A 24,552-nucleotide genomic window follows, 5' to 3' on the forward strand; every position below is an offset into this window, starting at 1 on the left:
GGTGGATTGGAGTGTCCAATTGGATTAGGGGGCTATATAGCTAGTTCCGTTAACGATAGAGGCTTTCGGTGAGAAGGGATAACTGCTCAATATGTTCAAACGCTGTCTCCAGGCAGATGGCCCAGGGCAATAAAACGAGACGTTTTGTGCAAATCACACTCCGCCCATTCAAGAAAGCGGTGACCGAGACATTTCATTCTGATGGTGTTTTCAAAAGGATTTCAAAAGGATTTCAAAAGGATTTCAAATAACATTGACATATAACTACCTATGAGTAAAATGGGGACTACAGATAGATTTCCAAAGGAGTGCATCCAGATTATTACTGCTCATAAGGGTAGACGAAAACTTTCGTCTCAACGCAAAAATTTGTACATCGCAACCACAGAAGGGATCTCTACATCTCTTTTTCAGGCGCTACTTGGAGGCCCCTTTCTCACTGGGTATTTGTTGTATTTAGGTGCAGACTCAAGTGTCATAGGTTTTGTCCTTTCGATTACAACCTTGTTCAACATTGTGCAAATTTTCATCGCATTTCTGGTTCAGAAATTACAGGCTCGTAAATGGACACTTGTAATATTTATCGCGCTTCAAAGGACGCTATGGGGTGCCACAGGACTTATTCCTTTTGTATTGAGTAAAGAATGGTGGGTACCTGTTTTTATTGTTTTGTATGCTTCTGCATTCTTGTCGAATACCGTGATCAATGTACTGTGGACTTCGCTATTAGGCGATATAGTACCTGCGGGGGTTAGAGGGAAATATTTTGGGATCCGTAACACGATTACAAGCGCTTTGGGAAGCATTGCGATTTTTGCCGGAGGTAAACTATTAGATAGTTATCCTGAGAGTACAGGGTTCTTAATCCTGTATATCCTAGCATGGTTTTTTGGGATTATGAATATTGTTACGTTCTGCTTCTATCCGGATATCCCCTTCGAGAAATCGACAGAGAACCGGATCATGCCGATGATAAAGAAAACGTTTCGGGATAAATCATTTATAAATTCTACTATTTTTCTTGCCTCATGGTTATTTTTGCAGACGTTAGTTGTACCGTTATTCTCTTATGTCATGCTCGATTTATTACATATTAATTATCAGACCGTCTCATTATTAACTGTTGTTCAGACATTCTCCATGATGTCGAGTTTGTATGTATGGGGGAACCTGAATGCTAAATACAGCAATAGAACATTACTCTTCTGGACATTGCCGATCATAGCTGGCTCTTGCCTCGCGTGGGGACTCTTATCGTTCATTCCCGTTCTTCCTGTATTGTTTCTTTCACATATCTTGTTTGGAATTGGCGCGGGGGGCTTTAATCAATTAGTATTCAATTTTACAATCGGGGATACTCCGAAGAGTGAACGACCTATGTTTATAGCGATGTTTGCTGCGATCACAGGTGTGGCAACTTTCTTTGGGCCGATGATTGGTGGGCAATTATTTAAATTAATGAAGGTCCTCCCGGACTGGGTTCAGCAGTTTGGTTTCCAGACGGTTGTAGGGTTCGTTATGCTGATTGTAGCGTTGACATTTGGTCGTCGAATACTCAAAGAGGCAAAGTGAGTGGCGGTCATGCAGAGATTTTGAACATAACTTAAGGGAAGCACAGTGGTCTCCCTAAATACGAAATGGGCCTTAGAAGTAATTCTAATGGCTCATTTTTATGCAATGTATAATGAAGTAATCAGGCTTGTAGATAAAAGGAGGACAAATGGATAAAATTCAATACTTGTCACAATTCAATCTTCTTCATTCACTATCCATGGAAGATTTGATAGAAATGGATCAACTAACTTCGATTACCACTATTCCGAAACATACAATTATACAAACACCTGAAACTTTTTCTGAGGGGCTTTATTTTGTGAAAAAAGGGAAGGTGCGCCTGTACAAGCTAAATGCCGAAGGTAAGCAATTTACTTCAGATATACTTAACGAGGGAAATGTATTTGGCGAAATGAATATTATCTCATTCGGTACGCGGGATAGTTATATTGAAACGATAGAAGAAAGCGATATTTGTCTGATGAATAAAGATAGATTTGAACTTTTTTAATTCAACGACCTCGATTTATGATGACTTTATTAAAAGTATTGAGTGATCGAATTATTAGTATGAATCAATTAACGCAAAATCTAGCCTTAGGAAATCTACACGATAAAATTTTACATGCACTTTTTCAACTGTATGATCAGTTTGGGCTTGAGAGTGATGATGAGTATCAGAGGATCGATTTCCCACTTACGCATCAAGAGATTGCTAATTTAGTTGGAGCAACTAGAGAAGCCATAACTGTCGCGTTACATGAACTTGTGAAAGAAGGAGTCATTAAGACAGGATTTAAAACAATCTCCATCCATCGAGAAAAACTCCTGGAAAGGAATATAACTTAGTTGGTTAGTTGTAAGCCACATTACATCTTTCTAATGAAAGTAAAAGTATCGTATACATAGGGCTCAAAACCATAATCAGTGCCAGACTACAGAAAGTTCGTCTTGTAACATTCATGGTAACTGAGTTCGACTGTCGATTTCACATGCATATTAACTTGAGAAATTCCTGTTAATTTATCCACACAGTATTACTTTCATGCCACATCAAGTACAGCTATCTAGGTTGGCTCATGCAAACTTACGAAAATTGTAAGTTCATTCAGGTTATCATACAAGCGAAGGAAGAGATCTATGGAGTATGAACAGGAACAGGGTATTCTGTATGGCGAGGCACTGTCACAGCGAAAAGGTGCTCGAAAGATAAGTGATATTCCGGATGAAGTGGTCAATTTACTCCAGAAGGGGCAGCTACAAACGGTGAACTTAACAGAATGGTTGGCTGTTGATCATATAGTCCTGCTACAAACCGTTTTTAATGAACTCGGCATGCAACAGCAAGAGTCTGAGCCAATATTACAAAGGCTGAATGAGTCAAACGAAAAGAAGACTATGAAAATAATACCTGCAATAGCAGCAGAATGGCTCAATCTGATGGCTCTTAAATCAGAAGAGGAAAGTTCACGAATCTACGATACGCTGTCTACCCATCTTTCAGACAGTGTTCGCTGTTGGGCTGCTTATATCATCGGACTAGGTCAAGGCGTAAGTTTAGAAAAGAAATTGATAAGCATTAGTCCATTTGCTGCAGATTCGCATTTTGGTGTGCGGGAGATTGCCTGGATGGCGCTGAGGGAATCGATCTCCAAGGAATTAAAGAAATCGATAGCGATATTAATCGCTTGGGTAAGTGATGAGGATGCAAATATCAGGAGATTTGCCATCGAATCAACACGCCCACAAGGCGTTTGGGCTAAACATATTACGGAGTTAAAAGAGAATCCCGATTTGGGACGCTCACTTCTAGAAATAGTCAAATCCGATCCGGCCAAATACGTTCAGGACTCTGTGGGAAATTGGTTAAATGATGTAAGTAAAACTAATCCTGATTGGGTGCTACAGATTTGTGATGAGTGGTTGGTGACTTCGGATACAATAGAAACGAAGCGAATCGTGATCAGGGCGAAGAGAAGTATATCAAAAAAGAATTAAAGGCTAGATCGTACAGGCCACCCTACCAATTATTTCTTATTGGTAGGGTGGCCTATTTGTGTTGGGCCTTGATAAAGAAAGAAGAGTTGTCCTATCAAAATGTCAGGTCTCTTAAAAATCACAGCGCAAATGGGCATATCTTTGAAAGAAGAGAATATGAATATACAATAATAATCTTTTTGAAGAGGATAGCAATACATCAATTAGTTAGGAGAAATGAATCGATGGAATTCGAACTAGGCAGCATTATGAAACTAGTGAAACGTAGGTTATTGTTCATTATTGTTTTATGTATTGCTGCAATGGGACTCGCCAGTGTGGTTAGCTACTATGTTATGAAGCCGAAATATGAGGCGACAGCTTCAATTCTTATTCAAGGGGACAGGCAGCAGAAAGCTATCAATGACATTATGGCGGGACAAAAGCTGGTTACAACCTATGGGGAGATCATCCGAAGTAGCAGGATTGCGGAAGAGGTCGTCAGAAGGCTTCAACTAGAGATGACACCGGAAAAACTGCTCGAACATGTCAAGACAAGGACCAATAGCGAGTCCCTGTTGACGACCGTAGTAGTGACGGATTCAAACGCGAAGCGGGCAACCGATATCGCCAATACCTTTGGTGAGGCCTTCAATGAAAATATCCAATCGATTATGGGGGTAGAGAATGTTGTGTTTCTTGACCGAGCTAAAGTTCCTACCGAGGCGATTTCACCTAAGCCAATCTTCAATTTGGTCGTGGCGTTCGGATTAGCTCTGATTGCCGGAATCGGGATATCCATCCTTCGTGAATTGATGGACAAAACCGTGAACAGCGCTAAAGACATTCAGCTTGATTTGCAGCTTCCTCTTCTGGGAACGGTGGGTAAATTGAAGCTTCGTAAACGGCGGGCTAAGCCGAAATCCAAATCAGTTGAAGGAGTCAGCATATATGAAGAAGAAAGCGCCAAGATTGTATTGCCTGGAACAACCGAAATCAGCTAATGCAGACCTGTTCCGGTCTATAAGGTCGAATATCCGCTATACCCGTGTTGGTGGAGAAATCCGGTCCATATTGGTTACAAGTTCACTCCCAGAGGAAGGGAAGTCAACAGTCGCCATGAATCTGGCTATTGCGATGGCGGAAACGGGAAGGACGGTGTTGCTGATCGATGGGGATCTACGCTCGCCAACCGTGCATAAGGCATTCAATTTAACGAACTGGGTTGGACTCAGCAGTATTTTGGTAGATCAAACCCGGTTGGAAGAATGCATTTATTCTATACAGGATGTCCAAGGACTTTCTGTACTGACATCAGGTCCCGTCTCACCCAATCCGGCAGAATTACTCGGATCCGAGGGAATGAAGGAATTATTTGCGGAACTGAGTGAGCGATGGGACACGATCGTCATTGATTCCTCGTCTGTATTAATGCCATTCTCGGACGTACTGACTTTGGCTAGAATGACCGAAGGTGTGTTGCTTGTTGTGAAATCCGGGAAAGTACTGCAAAAACACGCTATTGCTGCGAAACAGCTACTTGAGCAACAAGGAGCGCATTTACTTGGAGCGGTATTGAATCATGGAAAGAACAACAAACGCCAAAAGATCCGCGGCGAAGATTTTGCGGTTTGGGCTTCTTCCTCAGGAATAGGTTGACACGATATGTCATTAGCTTCTCTTCGTTACTTGTTTGGGAATATCACTTACGCAGGCGCACAGTTCGTCATTGTGATATTGCTCAATAAATTCGGATCACCGGAAATCGTTGGGCAGTATTCGCTTGGGTTAGCGGTGACTGCGCCCATCTTTATGCTGTCTCATCTACACTTGCGATCTGTATTGATCGTTGATACATCTGGGAAATACGTTTTCGGAGATTTTTTTGGCCTCAGGCTTGTGACGACGGCAATTGCCTTCACAGTCGCAGCAGGCTTCTGCATAATAAGTGGCTTTGACTGGAAAACAGCATTGGTAATTTTCTTCATCAGCCTGTATAGGATCGTTGAATCGGTCAGCGATATTTTACTAGGAATCGTTCAAAAGCAGGAGCGGCTAGATCAAATCTCGATCTCAAGAGCTGCTAAAGGCTTGTTCTCCATACTAATTTTCACGGTGGTATTCATCCCTACGCAGAGTCTCATTCTCTCATTATTTGTGATGATACTCGGATGGCTCGGTATTACTACCTTTTATGATGCCCGCAAAGCGAGAGCGTTCACTTCGCTCGTACCCATCTTTAACAAAAGCACACTACGGCAGTTGTTGATCGTCAGCTCGCCACTAGGTATTGTGCTCGCGTTGATGTCGCTAAATACGAATATTCCGATGTACGCAATTTCTTATTTTAAAGGGGAGTACGACTTAGGGGTATACGCTTCATTATCCTACATGATCGTTGCCTGCAATGTTGTTGTAACCGCACTAGGAGAAGCCATAACACCACGCCTTGCCCGTTGGCACTCCGCTGGGAGGCACAAGGAATTTGTCTCTTTACTCAGTCGGATGATCGCTATGGGTTTAGGGATGAGTGCGATAGCATGTGTGATCGGTTGGATGTTCGGCAAGCAACTGCTAACCCTGCTATATAGTACTGACGTTGCGCAAGAAATAGGGTTGTTTCGGTGGTTGCTCGTCTCGACTTTGTTGGTGTTTGTTTCTTCTTACTTGTGGTACGCCATTACAGCCACGGGGAATTACAAAGCGCAAATCCCTTTGTTTCTATGCACAGCGGTGACGAATGGGATAGCCTGTCTTCTACTCGTACCTGCATACGGGGTAATAGGTGCTGCGATGGGGGCCAGCTTGGGATTATTTGTACAGATGATTGGGAGCGTGGTCGTGTTATCTCATGTGATCGGCCAAGCAAGAAAACAGGTACAACGGGAAGTGGCCGCATAGTGGTCGGTTCCCCATAGGAAAGTAGGGGCTAGTATGTCGTCTTTATCAGTTGTAGGGAAGAGAACTTCCATTAAAAAAGAAACATTGCACCCCCCCTACACCATGAGCAAGTTATTTCTGTTTGCGGTCATGGGTTACATCATATTTCTTCCCACTCAATTTGATTTCGGAGGAGCATTCCGACTCGCACCGTCGGACCTCTTTTTAATGTTAGGTTTGTTCGCTGCAGGTTTTCACCTCAAATTGGACCGGAGGCAATTCAGCTCATGGCATTGGGGGATGCTGTTTATCTTTGTCCTTGCCTCATTCGTATCCATCTGGCGCAATGGGTTCATTACACAATATGCCCTGTTACAAAAGGATATAGGATTTATACTCCTGTTGCTGACATATATCATGCTCACTCAGGCAGTAGACAGTTGGGATCGGTTATATAAGATGCTGCGGGTATTTCTACTGAGTGTATTATGGCTAAATGCCGTGGCCCTGTTTGCTTTTTTCAGTGGAGTGAAGGTCCCGTTTATGGTGCAAGACGGACGGTTGTCTGGCATGTTGATTGATCCGAATGCATACGGAGGACTACTCGTAACGGCATTCGCTATTCATATCATGACAAGTGGTAGCGGAGTGAAGCTTCTTCGAGGATGGGTAAGCATAGTAGCTACGATAACTTTGTCAGGTGGCATTATGATGACTTTTTCTCGTTCGTCATGGATTGGTTTAATCCTGGTATTACTTACATTATTGCTGAGTAATCCTTCCAGATTAATCAAGATTGGCATGGGGTTTATTGCAGCGTTTGTAGCGTTACTGCTGTACAAAGGTACAGCTTATCTGGATGTGCTTGGCTCGATGTCCAGCCGACCTTCACAGATTCAATCGCGTCTCGACATCATTGGGAAGGCGCTAGATTGGATCGCACAAAGCCCTTTGTTAGGGATTGGACTCGGATCTTATAACTATGAATTGCGCATTATCATTCATAACACGCCGCTTTGGTTTATGACAGAATTCGGATTAGTCGGCTTACTAGTTTACGGCGGTTTCATGGTTTGGTTCTTCATTGTCGGTCTCCGCTCATACCGTGCGGCTGATGCTATTCACCGACCGGTAATTTTGGCATTGCTGCTATCACATGCAGCAATGATTGGACTCTCGATGGGCATCGAAGCATTATTTCAGCGTTACTGGTGGTTCATGATGGCTATGAACGCAGCATGTATAAAGTTAACGGATTCTAAACTGAAAGGAGAGATTCGGTATCAAACCCAAGGAATTGAACGATCAACAGGGAGAAGGCGACGACAGCAAACCCAAGAAAACCGAGAAACGGAGCAAGCTCAGCAAACTCAGCAAGCAGAGCCTCGTGAGTATTCCATCTGAAATCATTGAGCCAGTTAAAGTAGCATTCGTCGCCTCCATTTATGGGCATTTTGTTAACTTCCATCTTCCTTACATGGACTTGTTGCAGCAAAAGGGTTGCGAAGTACATGCATATGCACAGCCTGGGGAAGCAAGACAACGGCTGGAGCAGAGCGGAATCGTGTGCCATGACGTGCCAATCCAACGTAGCCCTTTGCAGGTTCAGAACTGTAAAGCGCTTGGGATCTTAACAGAAAGCTTCCGTAAAGAAGGTTTCAGATTCATTCATGTGCATACGCCTGTCGCATCGATTCTTGGCAGAATCGCAGCTCGTCGGGCCCACGTACCTTACACCTTATATACAGCGCATGGCTTCCATTTTTTCAAAGGAGCACCCCTCTTGAACTGGATGCTTTATTATCCTTTTGAACGTTTGATGGCACGGTTCACGGATGTGCTAATCACAATAAATAACGAAGATTTTGAGCGTGCGCTCAAGTTCCCAGTTCGGAATAAAGCTACCTACGTTTGTGGTGTTGGGATCGATCTCAAAGTATACGGTAACCATGAGGAATTCCACGTATCCAATGAGGAGAAGAGAGCGCGGCGTTGCCAGTTATTCGATCTGCCAGAGAGCGATGAAGAAGAATCTACGTTTGTCGTGCTGTGTGTTGCTGAGTTGAACGCCAACAAGAACCAAAAGCAGTTAATTGAAGCTCTGGGTCAGTTGGGCGAAGGTGCAAGTAACATTCATCTGGTATTAGCTGGTGTGGGTCCTTCTGAGACTTCATTAGAGGAACTATCGAATCGGCTTGGCGTTGCGGACCGAGTGCATATACTTGGGTACCGACGAGATATTCCAGATCTGCTTAGAGAGTGTGATGCCGCTGCGCTCGTGTCATATCGTGAGGGACTACCTCGAGCAGTTATGGAGGCGATGGCAGCAGGTAAACCAGTGATCGGTACGAATATTCGCGGGATACGCGATTTGATTGATCATGAGTCGACAGGAATTTTGGTCCCAGTTAACGATGTACCTGCAACTGCGAAGGCATTACTTCAATTGCGAGATGATTCAGCTTTGGCCACCGCCATGGGAGAAGCGAACAAGGTGAGAATCGTTCGTTACGGTCTACCGGCGGTGCTTCGAGACATGGATTTGATTTATACGGAAGCACTGAATGAGCAAGGAGATAAGGTGGATTCGACCGAAATGCTCACTGCCATTTCAGGGGATAGTTGATTGACATAAGAAAGTACAGGGAGTGTGTGAACATTCAGTTAATAAGGGCGAAAGAAGTGATGATGAGAATGCGGCTCGTACGGTTGGTGTTGTTGGATGCGGGGATTGTAGCGGCTTCAGTGTGGCTTGTATTTTTGCTTCGTTTTGATTTTCAAATCCCCCAGCTGTACATACGGATGCTTCCGTGTGCGATATTAATTCACATTGTGGTGCATGCGGCCTGCTCCTTTGGATTCAAAGCTTATAACAGCATGTGGCGGTATACCGGTATGGGAGAGATATTGCAGCTTCTAAAAGTGAGCGCCCTAACCTTCGTCGGAGTTATTGTGGTCAATTTGTCTGCGCATTTACTCGTCCATTCTTACCGACTGCCAATTTCTATTTATTCTGCAGCGGGATATGTATTTCTAGGGGTAACGGGATTGCGGATAGTCAGTCGCCTCTTGAATGATGGACTCGTGCCATCGTCATCGGGAACAAAAGACTCATTCGAAGGCAATCTTCTCATCGTAGGGGCGGGTAAAGCAGGGATCCTTGTCACCAAAGATATCAAGTCTTCCAGGTTCAAGTTTATGAACCCGGTCGCGTTCATTGATGATGATCCGGCCAAACAAAAGCTTGAAATTATGGGGTTGCCTATTGTGGGTAACCGTAGCTTTATACCCGAAGCTGTCAAACAGTTAGACATTGCATTCATTATTATTGCACTTCCGACAGCCTCTCAAAGCTCCATCCTAGATATTATCGAGATCTGCAAATCTACCAATGCGCAGATCAAGATACTGCCTAGTATGACGGATATTTTAGATGGAAAACTAGCAGTCAATATGATCCGTGAAGTGTCTGTGAATGATCTACTTGGTAGAGCACCAGTAGAGATTAATAATGAGGAAATTCGCGAGAATTTGGAATGTGAGACCATTCTTATCACAGGTGCAGGTGGCTCTATCGGTTCGGAGCTGTGTCGACAGTTGGCCGTGTATCGTCCAAAGGAAATGCTGCTGTTAGGACATGGTGAGAACAGTATTTATCTCATTGAACAAGAACTGCGCCGGCTATATCCGGATCAGGTAATTCATCCAATTATCGCTGATATTCAAGATGTGTCGCGAATCGAAAGTGTATTTCAAACTTTCCGGCCTTCGATTGTATATCATGCCGCTGCGCACAAGCATGTTCCCCTCATGGAGATGAACCCAGTGGAAGCGATCAAGAATAATGTGATCGGAACGAGGAACGTAGCTGAAGCGAGTGATAAATATGGCGTCAAACGCTTCATCCTCATCTCCTCGGATAAAGCAGTTAATCCAACCAGTGTTATGGGGGCAACGAAGCGAGCGGCGGAAATGATCATTAATGACCAGAATAATTTCAGTAAGACTGCATTCGCAGCCGTGCGTTTTGGTAATGTGCTCGGTAGCAGAGGTAGCGTCATCCCTTTATTTAAAAGACAAATCGAGAATGGCGGACCAGTTACTGTTACGCACATGGACATGGTGCGATATTTCATGACAATCCCCGAAGCGGTTCAGCTAGTTATTCAGGCGAGCGTGCTGGCACAAGGCGGTGAAGTATTTGTGCTGGATATGGGTAAACCTGTCCGTATATATGATCTAGCTAGGGATTTAATCCGCTTATCAGGCTTAGAACCTGAGAAGGATATTCCTATCGTGGTCACTGGAATACGTCCAGGAGAGAAGCTATACGAGGAGCTTTTGACGGAAGAGGAAGGTTTAATCGTCACTAAGAACTATCGTATTATGATCAGCCGCCCTCAAAATGTTTCTAGATCCGAACTGAATTTAGTCCTCGGTGTTCTGGAGAACTTGTGCAAGAGGTATGATTTTGTGCCAAACAGTTATCAGATCAAAAAGCTATTAAAACAGCTTATTCCGAGTTATTCAGGCTTCCAGGAAGAACCACAGGTGGTAACTCATGAGATTGAACGGGTCAAAGCCGAAGCTCACGCGGGGATATGAGCAATGAAGTCAATGGGGTCACTAAGGTCAATAAGTGGAGCATGGGTACGAAGACTACGGGGTAAGCAGGGCAAGGAGATTACAGGTAAACGATTAATCATGAGACGGATCGGAAGATTCACTCTGCTAGGTTCTCTAATTTTAATAGTAATTGGTGGAATATGGATCTGGGGAGTGTTACATCCTGAACATCGATTCCAGAAGGCCGTACTTAACCCCCTGACGATCCCTAGTTCACAAGCTTCTTCGTTGCCTGAGGAAGAACAGCAGTCAGTGAGTGCATCGAATGGTCTTTCTAGTTCGAACGGAGAAGCACTTCTACCAGCTACTTCAGCACCTGAAACAACACAAACCGGTGCGGCTAAAGAAACCTTGTCATTTAATATAGTCTTGATTGGAACCGATACCTGGGGTGGTGAAAGCTCGCGTGCAGACACGATTATGGTTGCGCATGTCATGCCAGATCAGCGGAAGGTAAATATCGTCTCTGTGCCTAGAGATACACGAGTCTATGTAGAAAAGGTCGGTTACACCAAGATCAATCATGCTCATATTGTGGGTGAGTTGAAAGGTGGTAACAAGCAAGGGACGCTTACACTTATCCAGGCTGTCAGTGACTTTATGAACATCCCCATACATCATTACATCAAGACAAACTTCTCCGGTGTACGTGATTTCATCGATACGATCGGTGGGGTTAATATGGTAATCGATCAGGATGTAGTGATTACCCCGGAGATCACAATCAAGAAGGGTGAACAGCATCTAGATGGTGAGCATGCACTCTACCTAGCTAGGGCAAGGTATTCAACTCCAGATGGGGACTTCAGTCGTCAGCGAGAGCAATTCAACATCGTTCGAGCCGTGGCGGATCAGCTATTAAAGCCTGAGCACCTTCCTGACTTGGCTGGTTTATTACTGAAAGAGAAGAAGGACATTATTGATACAAGTTTCAGTGACAGTGACTTGATCAGCCTCGCTTGGCTGTTCAAAGGCATAGGATCCGATGATTTCACATACGAACAAATTCCCGGTAAAAACAGCTTCGGTCTAGACCCGTTGGTCGGAAGTAAGGTGTATTACTGGAGCGCTGATCCCGAAGAGGTAAAGTCTCTTAAGGAACGTCTATTCACGGATTAAAAGAAGGGCGGGAGGATGACGAACATGTATCGCTATATGAAACGAGGCTGCGATATTGTGGGAGCGACCGTACTGTTATGTCTGTTAAGTCCAGTCATGGCTGTAGTTGCGCTATTGATTCGGTTGAAGCTGGGTAGCCCTATCTTGTTCAAACAGCAGCGTCCAGGACGAGGGGAGAAACCCTTTTACATCTACAAGTTCCGAACCATGGCTGAACTGTACGATGCGCAGGGGCAACTGCTACCGGATGATCGGCGCTATGTCAAATTTGGTGGGGTAATCAGGAAGCTGAGTTTAGATGAATTGCCGCAATTGGTGAATGTAATCAAGGGAGAAATGAGCTTGATTGGCCCAAGGCCTTTGCTTGTCCGTTACAGCCCATATTATTCAGAGCAAGAGAGATTACGATTCACTGTAAGACCGGGTATTACCGGACTCGCACAAGTATCTGGGCGCAATCTTTTGTCATGGAAAGAGCGGCTGATGTACGACATTACCTATGTTGAGAATTTAAGTTTCCGGCTGGATATGATGATCTTATTTAAGACAGTTCTGAAAGTGATTCGCCAAGATGATGTTGTAGCTAATCCAGGTCAGCATAGTCAACCCTTGGATACGTATAGGCAATATAAAAAGGAGGGATCGGCATGAATGTGCAGTTTAGACCACTGCTTGAAGAAGATATTTACCATGCATGCCGGCTCCTGCGTAGTTACCTGCCCGAGCAGGTATACAAACAAACGATATTTGCTTGTACTGGATATGCCGCATACCTTCAAGCGGCCTGTAAATGTGGGAGCCATTCAACGACATTACTGATCGGTGCCTATTCTGGAGATCATCTCATAGGATTCGCTGAATGGCGAAGAATGGAACAGATGTTAGTTCTAAATAACTTGAACGTTGATGCAGCTTATCGTAAAGATGGCATCGGAGGGCAACTCATGGCGTACGGCGAGGAGTTAGCTCGGAAGGAAGGCATAAAGATGTTGGCTTTGGATGTGTTCTCATGGAATGAACAGGCCCATGCTTGGTATCTGCGGATTGGTTTCGCGGAAGAAGGTCGTACATATTGGTACGAGGGGGATTTGGTTCAATCACAAGATGCTACAGAAGAGGTGAAGGATGACATAACTCTTCCGGAGAGTAATGATGAGCTTGACTATATCATTGATGATTATCCAATGGCTGAAGCACACCATATAAAGTACGGTTTTTCTTCTTTTAGGATTAGAACGAAACAAAAGACGTCCGTAGTGGGTCGTCTTGGCGATCAGTATTTTCGCATCCAAGTTCCAAGCGGGGAGTGGGATGGGTGTTATCATCTGACGGATGTGTTAATCGACCTTGATCCGACAAGAAAGATGCTTTTACTGTCACCGGATGTATATTTGCGTGAGAAAGATCCGCGACTCACTTTAAGCAGTGAAAGCATTCGGATGATCAAAATTTTGGAGAATCAAGAGGTGATGTATGAGTAGTTTCATCGTGCTGGATAGCTCTAGCTCTGAGGAATGGGATACCTATTATGATCAGATGTACGAAAAGGATATCTATTTTTCTTCTGCTTATTTTCGGTTGTTTGAGGACGAGGATAATCAGAGTGCAGAGCTATTTGTATATAAGCAGGAGGATCAGCTCATTATGTATCCTTACTTACTTCGATCCATTGGGCATCTTCCAGTTGTAATCGATCTGGGATTGGAAGGTGACTGGTACGATATAAGCACTCCTTATGGATATGGAGGACCGATATCAAATCTGGCTCCGGGAACTGAACGGACGGAGTTGTACCGACAATTTGACGAAGTGTTCAAGAAATACTGCATTGAGAAGCGGATCATGACTGAGTTTGTAAGGTTCCATCCAATGATAGGAAATGCCTCCGAATACCAATGCGGGTTAAAGACGGAGTTGATTCGGAATACAGTTTATATGGACTTGACGGTTGGTTCGGAGTCAGAGCTTATTCAGAACTATTGTAGCAATCATAAGAGAAATATTCGCAAAATGAAGTCATCGCCGCTTACCATTCGAAGGGAGGATCTGAGCAGTCGGATCGAGCGGTTCAGCGAATTATATTATGGAACGCTAGAAGATTTACAAGCAGATTCCTTTTATTATTTCCCCCAGAACTTTATCTCGGAGACAAGTAGGCTGCTAGAGAGTCGCATAGAACTATTCGAGGCTATGGACGGGGAGAAAACGGTAGCCGCTTGTATTGTGATCCATGAGCATCCATGGATGCATTATCATTTGTGTGGCTGGGATCGAGCCTATCTGCAGTGGTCACCAACTAAGTTGCTTATCCACGCAGCAGCGATGTGGGGGATGGAGAACAGTTTTGAACGTTTCCATCTTGGTGGGGGATATACAGGAAACGATAACCTATATCAGTTCAAACAAGGGTTCGCAACTCAGCTCGAACCACTTGATTATTACCTAGGCAAGCGAATAATCTTTCCTGAACTATATGATGACATATTATCTCGATACAACAACCGACAGGAGGGAAATTACTTCCCGTTATATCGACACCCGAATTTATTGGAATACAACATCATGGATCATGCTCTTAAATAAATAGAAATGATATGTATCCATCTGGACAATATGTCCAGATGGAGAGGGGAGTTATCCATGAGTATTCGTCAACAGAGCATTAAGCCAACAGTCATGCAACCACGAATTTTATTATCACCTCCGCATATTAGCGGACGTGAGCAGACCTATGTTGAAGAAGCATTTCAATCTGGTTGGATTGCTCCGATTGGACCACAAGTCGACGCTTTCGAAAGGGAGATGGCCGCCTACACGGGTTCGAAGGGTGCACTTGCTTTAAGCTCTGGAACTGCCGCGATTCATCTCGCACTGCGTTTGGCTGGCGTCTCGCAAGGAGATTACGTGATTTGTTCGACGCTCACATTTGTAGCAAGCGCCAATCCTATTCTATATTTGGGGGCCACGCCCGTATTCATAGACTCGGAGCCGGAGACATGGAACATGTGCCCACGAGCGTTCCAGCGGGCTTGCCGAGAGTGGGCTTATAAAGGACGTTTACCTAAAGCAGCTATCGTCGTCAATTTATATGGGCAGAGTGCAGATATGGAGCCCATTGTCGAGATTGCCAATCATTATGGTATTACTCTGATCGAAGATGCTGCAGAATCACTAGGTGCTTTCTACCATGGAAAAGCTAGCGGTACTTGGGGCAAATTTGGTATCTATTCGTTTAATGGTAATAAGATCATTACGACCTCAGGTGGGGGGATGCTCGTATCGGATGATACAGATGCATTAGAACAGGCACGCTTCTGGTCTACACAAGCCCGAGACACAGCACCACACTACCAACACTCCGAAATGGGTTACAACTATCGACTCAGTAATTTATTGGCCGCTATAGGCCGCGGCCAATTAGAGTTACTAGAAGAGCGAGTTGAGAGACGCAGACAAATTAGTCAGACGTATATGGATCGTTTGGCATCTATTCCAGGTCTTCAATTCATGCCAGAAGCGCCGAATTGCCGTAGTACTCGCTGGTTAAGTGCGTTAACGATCGATGAAGAGGTCGCTGGAGTCAATGCCAATCAACTCTTAGCAAGTCTGGAACATAACAATATCGAAGCTAGACCCGTATGGAAACCACTACATCGGCAGCCTTTGTTTGCGAACTCTACCTATTATCCATACTTGAAGGAATATAGCGTGGCCGATCAATTATTCTCAAATGGCATATGCCTTCCTTCTGGGAGTTCTTTATCCGACGAAGACCTGGGACGCGTAGTAGATACGATAGAGACATGCATTCAGAACGGAAGAACTGTTCTGAATAGTTAGAAGAGATTTTGTCTTGTATATTATTTGGCCTTCCATCCGGTTGCGCCCGTGCCGCTCTCCTTCACATACAAGGCGGTCTGCGCTGCGCCATCTGTTCGCATAGCCAGACTGCCGACAGGAGCGGTAATGACTCCTTCAGGAGAACCTTCTACCATGAATAGAGCAGGAAGTAGTGTACCTCCAGTAAGACGAAGAGCCCGTTTGAAGTTGCCGTAAGTGGCGAACCATTCCGTTAGCGAATACGGATTGTAAATAGTGCCAAGAGATGTTCCTTGCATGGCCGATAACGTTTCGAATTCCAGAATGCGTTTTACCTTTACGGCTCGAGTATCGAACACGGCCACATTATTAAGGTGCAAAAAGGGTTTAGCTGCACCATAAGAAGTGACTAATACAACCTGATTGGTTCCACTGTTACGGATGTTCATATTGTCGACGGTTACCATCGTATCGGATTGCGTAGCGAAAACGTGTATGGCACTACCCATCAAGTCCTGGGCATCGATTGTCCCAACATAAAGATCACCGCCGTCCATCCGTGCCCCGCTAGCCAGAGTAGAGCCGGATCCGTACATGGCTAGTGAGCCGATACGCAACCTTGGTTTACCGCCGGCTGCATTGAATGCTGCGTGGATCGCAGGTCCTCCGATGCCATCGAACCTTGCACTTGCAATATCGATAAATTGCGAATAGATCGTCTGCAGTCCGTAATTCGCCTTATGGTCTGTAGAACTGATAGTCAAGTGGCTAATCTTCAGTGTTAGTCCATAAGACAATAGTGCAGGGCTCACTGTACCACCTACACGCATATCGAGTGAACCGATGTCGAGTGTCCAGAGCCTTGCAATCGCATCGGTTAATCCAGCCGATAAATCATTACCATAACCAGTAGTGGTTAATGAGTCGAAACGCTGATAAAAACTACGGCTTCCTCTGAACTCGTCAGGCTCTAGATCAAGCGAGTTGGCTCCATTAAAGCCAGGAGCTCCACCGCGGCTGTTGTTTAGTACAGCTCTGTTGACATGAAGCTGGTCTACAAAATGGATGACGAAGTTTTTTCGCCCGGCCGTTTCACAGCGCACATCGCTGAATTGTACATTGATGGATGGGTTGTCTTCCGTTCCACCAACAAAGATATTGTCACCATAGCAATCATGAGCGTACACCGATTCGATACTTATATTTTGTGCGGACGAAATGAACAAGCCATGAAGCTGATCATTGACTGCCGTTTTTACAGTGGAAGCACTTCCATCTATTTCGAGGCTGCCGGATATCGTGATGTTGGAAGCGTTGAAGATAACGAGAACACGAGTGTCTGATGGTGGGTTCGGGGCCAGTACCAACTTGGATCCTGGTTCGAAACTTAGATTGGTTCCGGTTGGAATACGAAGGCACCACCAGTCTAAGATTGAAGGATTGCGCATGCGCCCGGAAGAGACTTTGTATACACCGGGTGGGAAGATTACAACTTTGCGGCTAGCGTTTCCGGCATTGATTGCATTTTGAATCGCTACTGTATCGTCTTGGGTACCATTTCCTTTGGCACCGAACGATCGGACATTCACATAACCGTTTGTCTCAGGGTCCAATTTAATAGATGTGACTGCGCCGTCAGCAATGATTGACGATGTCACCGAACCGTCTGGGATTGGGGAAGTTGCCATATGCTTTCACTCCTTCATTCTGTGATGTAGTAGTTTATGTCAATCTAGCAGAAGATGTGTGGTACAAACACCACTCTAATAGGTCGAAAGGAGTTTTAAATTTGAAGGTATTAGTAACTGGAGGCTCTGGTTTTATTGGATCCCATGTGGTTGACCGGCTGATAAGGGATGAGATTGAGACTGTAATCGTTGATAATTTGTCGGGTGCCTCCGGCTCGTTCTATACGAATCCATCAGCGAAACTATATATATACGATATTCAGGATGAGTCGCTTGACGCTGTTTTTGCCAGGGAGAAGCCGGATGTGGTTATACATCTAGCTGCGCAGATCGACGTAAGTGAATCACAGAGGAATCCTTTATTCGATGCTAACGTGAATATTTTTGGCACATTAAATGTATTACGTTTGTGCGTGACCCATCACGTCCACAAGATCGTATACGCCTCGTCAGCTGCCGTATATGGTAACCCAGAATATTTGAGCATTGATGAAATACATCCCTTGAAACCTGAATCTTGCTATGGTGTTTCCAAAAGTGTACCTGAGTCTTATATTCGGCAGTTCGCTAGAATGCATGGGCTTAAATATACGATTCTTCGGCTAGCTAACGTATATGGACCTAGGCAAAGTTCACATGGGGAGGCCGGTGTCGTCTCGGTTTTTCTAGACCGAATGAAGATTGGCAAAGGTCTTGTCATCTATGGAGATGGTGAACAGACAAGGGATTTCGTCTATGTTGAAGATGTTGCGGAAGCATTTGTAGCTGCGGCAAGGGCGGATGAACGAGTGGATAATCAGACGATGAACATAAGTTGCGGAGTAGCTACATCGATTAATACTCTAGTCGGGATGATCGGTGACATAACAGATTGGAAAGTGCCAACAACCTATGAACAGGCACGAGCAGGGGATATTCTTCACAGTTATTTGAACAATACGAAAGCGCATGAATGGATGAATTGGTCTCCTGCTCATGCACTTAGCCTAGGTTTAGAGAAGACGATAGCGGCCCGATTGACTGTAAAAAAAGCAGTGGGTAACTAATCGCAACAATCGAAAGGAGCATTCTTCATGGAACGCAAAATGAATACGGAAATGTTCGTTCTGCGCAGTATAGCCTGCTTAAGTATTGCTCTGCTGCATGCCTTGTATCGCGTCTATGACGACGGGAATACGCCTTGGGTGGAGTCAATTGGACTATTACTCACATTCGGCACACCGGTATTCGTATTTATATCCCAATTTGTATTGTCATTTGCTTATCCTAATGGGATTCCAGCGGGATTCTGGAAGAAGCGGATCAAGTATATTTTACTACCTTATATATTCTTCGGTACTTTATACGCAGTGTTAAAAGGACTGGATATGGCGAGTACCGAAGGTATCCCGCTGCTACAGGCTAGTTGGTATTACCTCTGGCGTCATCTATTACTTGGAGATTTTCACGGGTACTTTATCCTCGTTATCTTTCAGTTTTATGCTTTGTATACCTTATTTCAAACGTATGCGAAACGATTTACACCACGCACTATGTTAATTGTATCGTTCCTTATAAACGTAGTGTACTTGGGATTTTTCAATCTTACTCAACCAGGAGATTCAGTAGCCGCTCAATATATCTGGGATAAAATGTACTGGATATTCTCCCCAGGTTGGATTTTCTACTTTACGGTCGCTTACTATTTAGGTCGCAATGAGACTTGGTTCCGGGAAAAGTTGAAACAGTACCGATTAGCCGTATACACGCTTCCGATTTTAACTGGGGCGCTAGTGTTGTTCGTGAACGGGCAAGGCTGGATTACGGCACATTCCTCCAAGCGAATAGATATGATTCTATTCACATTGAGCATGATCTTATTCCTCTTCAGTATCGCTTCGTCGATGCGGAAAGTACCGCGTGTGTTGGAGTGGAGCAGTAGGTATTCCTTCGGTATTTATTTGCTTCATCCATTGTTACTGGCGATGTTTGTCAAACTTCCTTCCTCGTTTGGGCTGCAAAACCTAGGGCTGTTCAGTGTGCTGCTGCAATTTATCTTATGTGTGATAGGTTCAGCGATCTTAATGAACATTGCAAATCGTATCCCAGGTGGGGCGTTTGTAGTTGGACGTGTTGGGATTGGGATGAATCGTAAGAAGCCAAAAGCACCGGAAACGCCGACAACTACTAGCATCGGGCAACCGAATCAGCCTACGATATAGTATGGGGACACTGCGCAACTAAAAGAGTCGTTAAACACGAGGTATCAAGTGTTTGACGGCTTTTTTCTGCTGAAAATATTGATTGGCACCCCGATATGGGATACGATGCATTAAGATCAACTGTGGGGAAGGAAGATACTTATGACCAAAAAACTATATTACGATTCCGCCTATTTGACCGAATGGCAGACAAGCATTAGCAAAACCATAGAAAAAGAAGACGGGTATTATGTCATTCTGGAAGAGACGGCTTTTTATCCTGATGGCGGTGGACAACCCTCTGATGAAGGATTTATTAATGGAATCTCTGTGCTTGATGTGATCAGCGAAGGAGACGAAGTTTTACATAAGCTGGGACGTCTACCCGAAGAGACAAAGGTGAACTGTGAGATCAATTGGACTAGAAGGTTCGATCATATGCAGCACCATAGCGGACAGCATCTACTATCGGCAGTGTGCGAGGATCTCTATCAGGCCACGACCTTAAGTTTTCATCTAGGCACGGATTATGCCACTATCGATGTGAACCAACCAGAGCTAGGCGCTGATCAATTGTCACGGATCGAAAATGAAGTGAACCGACAAATTTATCTGAACCACAACATCCTTAGTTATTTTGTTGCAGAGGATGAATTGGCACAATTACAGCTAGTTAAGCAGCCAAAAGTGACGGAAAATATCCGGATTGTCGAAATTAAAGATGTAGAATACAACGCTTGTGGAGGGACGCATGTCGCTTCAACGGGTGAAATCGGCATGATCAAGCTACTGAAAGCAGACAAGCAAAAGGGGAACACGCGGATTTACTTCAAGTGCGGATACCGTGCTTTAGAAGAATTTAATGATAATCAACGAATTTTGGGGGCATTGTCCGTCAAATTCAATACGGGTAAAGATGAGATTATCGACCGGATTGAGAAGTGGGAGAATGAGCAGAAGTTACTTCAGGCGGAGTTAAATTCGCTTAAGGAGAAGTACGATGGTTATGTGATACAAGAGTTGTTATCCAATCGGGAGGGCCATCTACTTGCCCATATTTTTGAGGATAAGTCACTAAAAGATTTGCAAAACCTGGCGACTAAACTAACTACAGAAAGTAATCTTCCAGTGTTACTTGCTACCGCTGTGGAGAACAAGGTTGTTTTGGCGCATAACGGTAGTTTTGACCCATCCTGTGGTGCATATTTCAAGGCAAACCTGGGTTCTTATAATGGAAAAGGTTGAGGCAGCGATAAGTTGGCGCAGGCGGGATTCCCAACCTGGGAGGATGCTTTTGCTTTTTATGATTTTACTAGACAATCACAGAACTTCAAATCTATCGTAAACTCTTAATTGGGTAGATTATTCTCATTTCACTAGGTTTTCCCTAAAAAAGTCGCAATCACATGAATTTAGTGTGTTGCGGCTTTTTGCTATGGGGGAAGAGCTAAAAAAAAGTGGACATACGTCTAAATTTAGGCGCTTTACAGATGTCATTCGTCCAATCTTGGACTAGGGTATAGGCATATATTGCAACAAACCTGTCTAATAACCAGACCTTGTAAACCATATTATCCAAGAAATGGGAGGAAATCGATGTCAGCAATTGACGCTCAGCAGCGCAAAGTCATGGACAGTTACGGGAAGATTCCTTTGACTTTTGTAGAGAATTGCGGTCAGACTCAAGCGAATATTAGATACTACACGAAAAGATTAGGCTATGGAGTTTATTTCACTCCAAACGAGGCGGCATTTTTCTTTAGAGATAATTCACGCCAAGAAAATGTTGAACAGTCACTTTTCTTACAGTTTCCAAATGCAAACCCAGAAGTTAAACTGGAGGGCCGTGTTAAAGGATCAGAGAAAGTTAACTTCCTAATCGGGAATGATCCGACAAAATGGCATACGGGTCTTTCTACTTATCAAGAGGTCGTATATCGAGAATTATGGTCAGGCGTTGATTTGGTATTCTACGAGGGTGAAGGAAAGCTAAAATATGATGTGATACTTCAACCTCATGCCAAGGTAAATGATGTTCAACTCACTTATCATGGTTCGGATTACTTATCTTTGAATGAGGAAGGGGACCTTCTTGTTCATACCTCACTTGGTGTCTGGACCGAGAAGCAACCCGTAAGTTATCAGGAAATTAACGGGAAGAAGGTTTTCGTTGAAAGCCGATTTGTATTGAAGGAAACCGATCAAGGAGATCAGGTTTATGGTTTCGAAATGGGGCAGGATTATAACCCAGATTATGTTCTGGTCATTGACCCCATATTGATGTATTCCACTTTCTTAGGTGGTAGTGTTGGTCCTGATGCAGGTCAAGGGATTGCGGTTGATACTGCGGGTAATGCTTACGTGACGGGTTTTACTGCGGGTAGTTTCCCAACCACTAGTGGGGCATATCAGACGATCTTTGGTGGCGATTCCGATGTTTTTATAACTAAAATGAATTCAACAGGTAGAGCACCCATCTATTCCACCTATCTGGGGGGTAGTGGTACTGATGTTGGTCAAGGAATCACGGTTGACACTTCGGGTAATGCTTACGTGACGGGTTATACCAACTCGAATGATTTTCCTACTACAGTAGGAGCATTTCAAATTTCACTTGGAGGCGTAGGCGCGACTAATGCCTTTGTAACTAAATTGAATGCAACAGGTACTTTGGCCCTCTATTCTACTTACTTGGGCGGAGATACAGTTGATATAGGATATGGTATCGCGATTGACGCTTCGGGTAATGCTTACGTAACGGGATCAACAACATCGGGGAATTACCCGGTTACAGCTGGTATATTTCAAGGCACACTTGGAGGACCAGGTGCTACCAATGCTTTTGTAACTAAATTAAATGCAACGGGTACAGCTCCGTTGGTCTATTCCACTTATTTGGGAGGAACTGTTTCTGATGTGGGGCAGGGTATTGCGGTTGATGCATTGGGTAACGCCTACGTAACAGGTAGTACAACTTCTACCGATTTTCCTATGGTAGCTGGATCTGTTCAAACAACTTATGGTGGAAGTGGAGATGCTTTTGTAACGAAATTGAATGCAACGGCTACTGCTCCACTAATTTACTCGACATTTCTGGGCGGTAATGGTCTAGATATAGGTTATAGTATTGGGATTGATGCGGCGGGTAACGCTTATATAGCGGGATTTACTGATTCGGCTAATTATCCGGTTGAAGGTCAAATTCAACCGTATGGTGGTGCTGGCGATGCTATGGTATCGAAATTGAATCCAGCAGGAACTGGTCTTGTTTACTCAACCTATCTGGGCGGTATTGCTCGTGATGAGGCTCGTGCTATTGTAGTTGACCCTGCGGGTAATGCGTATTTAACTGGTAATACAGAGTCGAGTGATTATCCACTCTCAGTTGGCGCAATACAAACCGGGCTACTGGGGGTTAGAGATGTTTTCATTACGCTATTTAATACTGCGGGAAATGCTCTTGTATATTCTACCTACTTAGGTGGTACTGGTGTTGAAGAAGGGCTTGGGATCGCGGTAGATAGTAATTTTAACTTATATGTTACTGGATCTACCACTTCACTCAATTTTCCAATAACACCAGGGGCCTTTCAGACATCATTGCCTGGGCTACCAGGTAGTGGTTTTGTAACTAAGATTGGGACACCGATTCAACTGTTAGGAGAGACTGGGGCAACAGGAGACCCAGGTGTAACCGGTCCAACAGGACCTACGGGCGACACAGGAGCAACAGGTGAAACTGGAGCAACAGGTGAAACTGGAGCAACAGGTGAAACTGGTGCAACGGGCGACACTGGAGCAACAGGTGAAACTGGTGCAACGGGTGACACAGGAGCAACAGGTGAAACTGGTGCAACGGGTGATACAGGGCCGACAGGTGGAACAGGAGCTACGGGCGACACAGGAGCAACAGGTGAAACTGGTGCAACGGGTGATACAGGGCCGACAGGTGGAACAGGAGCTACGGGCGACACAGGAGCAACAGGTGGAACTGGAGCAACAGGTGGAACTGGAGCAACAGGTGAAACTGGTGCAACAGGCGATACTGGAGCAACAGGTGATACAGGAGCAACTGGAGCAACAGGTGAAACTGGAGCAACGGGCGATACAGGAGCAACAGGTGAAACTGGTGCAACGGGTGATACAGGGGCGATAGGTGGAACTGGAGCAACGGGCGACACAGGAGCAACAGGTGACACAGGAGCAACAGGTGAAACTGGAGCAACAGGAGGAACTGGAGCAGCAGGTGAAACTGGAGCAACAGGTGAAACTGGTGCAACGGGCGACACTGGAGCAACAGGTGAAACTGGTGCAACGGGTGACACAGGAGCAACAGGTGAAACTGGTGCAACGGGTGATACAGGGCCGACAGGTGGAACAGGAGCTACGGGCGACACAGGAGCAACAGGTGGAACTGGAGCAACAGGTGGAACTGGAGCAACAGGTGAAACTGGTGCAACAGGCGATACTGGAGCAACAGGTGAAACAGGAGAAACTGGAGCAACAGGTGAAACTGGAGCAACGGGCGATACAGGAGCAACAGGTGAAACTGGTGCAACGGGTGATACAGGGGCGATAGGTGGAACTGGAGCAACGGGCGACACAGGAGCAACAGGTGACACAGGAGCAACAGGTGAAACTGGAGCAACAGGAGGAACTGGAGCAGCAGGTGAAACTGGAGCAACAGGTGAAACTGGAGCAACGGGCGA

Annotated in this window: 17 protein-coding genes and 2 pseudogenes; 18 read left to right on the plus strand and 1 reads right to left on the minus strand. The window is 44.8% G+C overall.

The window, feature by feature from the left end; genetic code table 11:
- Window positions 1-279 precede the first annotated feature (279 nt).
- The 14 genes and pseudogenes from EJP82_RS26040 to EJP82_RS26105 all read left to right on the plus strand — a co-directional run bounded on the left by EJP82_RS26040 (window position 280) and on the right by EJP82_RS26105 (window position 15,996).
- A complete protein-coding gene (locus tag EJP82_RS26040; RefSeq protein WP_127195006.1) occupies window positions 280-1,572 on the plus strand; it encodes an MFS transporter in 1,293 nt (430 codons plus the stop codon).
- A 148-nt stretch (window positions 1,573-1,720) separates the two neighbouring features.
- Window positions 1,721-2,403 (plus strand): annotated as a pseudogene (locus tag EJP82_RS26045) (Crp/Fnr family transcriptional regulator).
- 291 nt (window positions 2,404-2,694) lie between these two features.
- Entirely contained in the window at window positions 2,695-3,552 is an 858-nt protein-coding gene (locus EJP82_RS26050) for a DNA alkylation repair protein (RefSeq protein ID WP_246054440.1), read from the plus strand.
- Window positions 3,553-3,776: 224 nt separating this feature from the next.
- The gene (locus tag EJP82_RS26055) at window positions 3,777-4,535 is read left to right on the plus strand and encodes a YveK family protein (protein ID WP_127194996.1); all 759 of its coding nucleotides are present in this window, start codon (window positions 3,777-3,779) and stop codon (window positions 4,533-4,535) included.
- The gene (locus EJP82_RS26060; protein ID WP_127194997.1) at window positions 4,483-5,190 is read left to right on the plus strand and encodes a CpsD/CapB family tyrosine-protein kinase; all 708 of its coding nucleotides are present in this window, start codon (window positions 4,483-4,485) and stop codon (window positions 5,188-5,190) included. Before EJP82_RS26055 ends, EJP82_RS26060 begins: the two co-directional genes overlap by 53 nt.
- Window positions 5,191-5,196: 6 nt before the next feature.
- Window positions 5,197-6,432 carry an oligosaccharide flippase family protein gene (locus EJP82_RS26065; RefSeq protein ID WP_127194998.1) on the plus strand — a complete coding sequence of 412 codons (1,236 nt, stop codon included), beginning with the start codon at window positions 5,197-5,199 and terminating at the stop codon, window positions 6,430-6,432.
- A gap of 33 nt (window positions 6,433-6,465) precedes the next feature.
- Window positions 6,466-7,815 carry an O-antigen ligase family protein gene (locus EJP82_RS26070; protein WP_127194999.1) on the plus strand — a complete coding sequence of 450 codons (1,350 nt, stop codon included), beginning with the start codon at window positions 6,466-6,468 and terminating at the stop codon, window positions 7,813-7,815.
- Complete coding sequence (locus EJP82_RS26075; protein WP_127195000.1) at window positions 7,799-9,037, plus strand: glycosyltransferase family 4 protein; 1,239 nt, start codon at window positions 7,799-7,801, stop codon at window positions 9,035-9,037. Before EJP82_RS26070 ends, EJP82_RS26075 begins: the two co-directional genes overlap by 17 nt.
- A gap of 26 nt (window positions 9,038-9,063) precedes the next feature.
- Window positions 9,064-11,016 carry a polysaccharide biosynthesis protein gene (locus tag EJP82_RS26080; RefSeq protein WP_246054441.1) on the plus strand — a complete coding sequence of 651 codons (1,953 nt, stop codon included), beginning with the start codon at window positions 9,064-9,066 and terminating at the stop codon, window positions 11,014-11,016.
- Window positions 11,017-11,019: 3 nt separating this feature from the next.
- Window positions 11,020-12,156, plus strand: a complete 1,137-nt coding sequence (locus EJP82_RS28580; RefSeq protein ID WP_246054442.1) for an LCP family protein — start codon at window positions 11,020-11,022, stop codon at window positions 12,154-12,156.
- 24 nt (window positions 12,157-12,180) lie between these two features.
- Window positions 12,181-12,807, plus strand: a complete 627-nt coding sequence (locus EJP82_RS26090; protein ID WP_127195010.1) for a sugar transferase — start codon at window positions 12,181-12,183, stop codon at window positions 12,805-12,807.
- Window positions 12,804-13,637 carry a GNAT family N-acetyltransferase gene (locus EJP82_RS26095; protein WP_127195001.1) on the plus strand — a complete coding sequence of 278 codons (834 nt, stop codon included), beginning with the start codon at window positions 12,804-12,806 and terminating at the stop codon, window positions 13,635-13,637. Before EJP82_RS26090 ends, EJP82_RS26095 begins: the two co-directional genes overlap by 4 nt.
- Window positions 13,630-14,739 (plus strand): GNAT family N-acetyltransferase, encoded by a 1,110-nt coding sequence (locus EJP82_RS26100; RefSeq protein WP_127195002.1) that lies wholly within the window; start codon window positions 13,630-13,632, stop codon window positions 14,737-14,739. The genes EJP82_RS26095 and EJP82_RS26100 overlap by 8 nt, the downstream gene beginning before the upstream one ends.
- Window positions 14,740-14,796: 57 nt before the next feature.
- The gene (locus EJP82_RS26105) at window positions 14,797-15,996 is read left to right on the plus strand and encodes a DegT/DnrJ/EryC1/StrS family aminotransferase (RefSeq protein WP_281278240.1); all 1,200 of its coding nucleotides are present in this window, start codon (window positions 14,797-14,799) and stop codon (window positions 15,994-15,996) included.
- Between the two features lie 20 nt (window positions 15,997-16,016).
- On the opposite strand, the gene EJP82_RS26110 is transcribed toward EJP82_RS26105, so the two are convergent.
- Window positions 16,017-17,663 (minus strand): glycosyl hydrolase family 28-related protein, encoded by a 1,647-nt coding sequence (locus tag EJP82_RS26110; protein WP_127195003.1) that lies wholly within the window; start codon window positions 17,661-17,663, stop codon window positions 16,017-16,019.
- 101 nt (window positions 17,664-17,764) lie between these two features.
- On the opposite strand from EJP82_RS26110, the gene EJP82_RS26115 reads away from it, so the two are divergent.
- The 4 genes and pseudogenes from EJP82_RS26115 to EJP82_RS26130 all read left to right on the plus strand — a co-directional run.
- Window positions 17,765-18,709: an NAD-dependent epimerase/dehydratase family protein gene (locus tag EJP82_RS26115; RefSeq protein WP_127195004.1), complete on the plus strand. Its 945-nt coding sequence runs from the start codon at window positions 17,765-17,767 to the stop codon at window positions 18,707-18,709.
- A 27-nt stretch (window positions 18,710-18,736) separates the two neighbouring features.
- A complete protein-coding gene (locus EJP82_RS26120; RefSeq protein ID WP_127195005.1) occupies window positions 18,737-19,864 on the plus strand; it encodes an acyltransferase family protein in 1,128 nt (375 codons plus the stop codon).
- A gap of 141 nt (window positions 19,865-20,005) precedes the next feature.
- Window positions 20,006-21,196, plus strand: a pseudogene (locus EJP82_RS26125) (alanyl-tRNA editing protein).
- A gap of 243 nt (window positions 21,197-21,439) precedes the next feature.
- A partial coding sequence (locus EJP82_RS26130; protein ID WP_211350314.1) for a beta strand repeat-containing protein occupies window positions 21,440-24,552 on the plus strand: 3,113 nt, incomplete at its 3' end.

It is taken from the genome of Paenibacillus anaericanus (genome assembly GCF_003994475.1).
Lineage (GTDB): Bacteria > Bacillota > Bacilli > Paenibacillales > Paenibacillaceae > Fontibacillus > Fontibacillus anaericanus.

What these genes read in the sequence shown, in the direction of transcription:
- EJP82_RS26070 (WP_127194999.1), top strand. Translation starts at nt 6,466, where the DNA reads ATGTCGTCTTTATCAGTTGTAGGGAAGAGAACTTCCATTAAAAAAGAA.
- EJP82_RS26065 (WP_127194998.1), top strand. Translation starts at nt 5,197, where the DNA reads ATGTCATTAGCTTCTCTTCGTTACTTGTTTGGGAATATCACTTACGCA.
- EJP82_RS26040 (WP_127195006.1), top strand. Translation starts at nt 280, where the DNA reads ATGGGGACTACAGATAGATTTCCAAAGGAGTGCATCCAGATTATTACT.
- EJP82_RS26110 (WP_127195003.1), bottom strand. Translation starts at nt 17,663, where the DNA reads ATGGCAACTTCCCCAATCCCAGACGGTTCGGTGACATCGTCAATCATT.
- EJP82_RS28580 (WP_246054442.1), top strand. Translation starts at nt 11,020, where the DNA reads ATGAAGTCAATGGGGTCACTAAGGTCAATAAGTGGAGCATGGGTACGA.
- EJP82_RS26120 (WP_127195005.1), top strand. Translation starts at nt 18,737, where the DNA reads ATGGAACGCAAAATGAATACGGAAATGTTCGTTCTGCGCAGTATAGCC.
- EJP82_RS26055 (WP_127194996.1), top strand. Translation starts at nt 3,777, where the DNA reads ATGGAATTCGAACTAGGCAGCATTATGAAACTAGTGAAACGTAGGTTA.
- EJP82_RS26095 (WP_127195001.1), top strand. Translation starts at nt 12,804, where the DNA reads ATGAATGTGCAGTTTAGACCACTGCTTGAAGAAGATATTTACCATGCA.
- EJP82_RS26105 (WP_281278240.1), top strand. Translation starts at nt 14,797, where the DNA reads ATGAGTATTCGTCAACAGAGCATTAAGCCAACAGTCATGCAACCACGA.
- EJP82_RS26100 (WP_127195002.1), top strand. Translation starts at nt 13,630, where the DNA reads ATGAGTAGTTTCATCGTGCTGGATAGCTCTAGCTCTGAGGAATGGGAT.
- EJP82_RS26060 (WP_127194997.1), top strand. Translation starts at nt 4,483, where the DNA reads ATGAAGAAGAAAGCGCCAAGATTGTATTGCCTGGAACAACCGAAATCA.
- EJP82_RS26090 (WP_127195010.1), top strand. Translation starts at nt 12,181, where the DNA reads ATGTATCGCTATATGAAACGAGGCTGCGATATTGTGGGAGCGACCGTA.
- EJP82_RS26050 (WP_246054440.1), top strand. Translation starts at nt 2,695, where the DNA reads ATGGAGTATGAACAGGAACAGGGTATTCTGTATGGCGAGGCACTGTCA.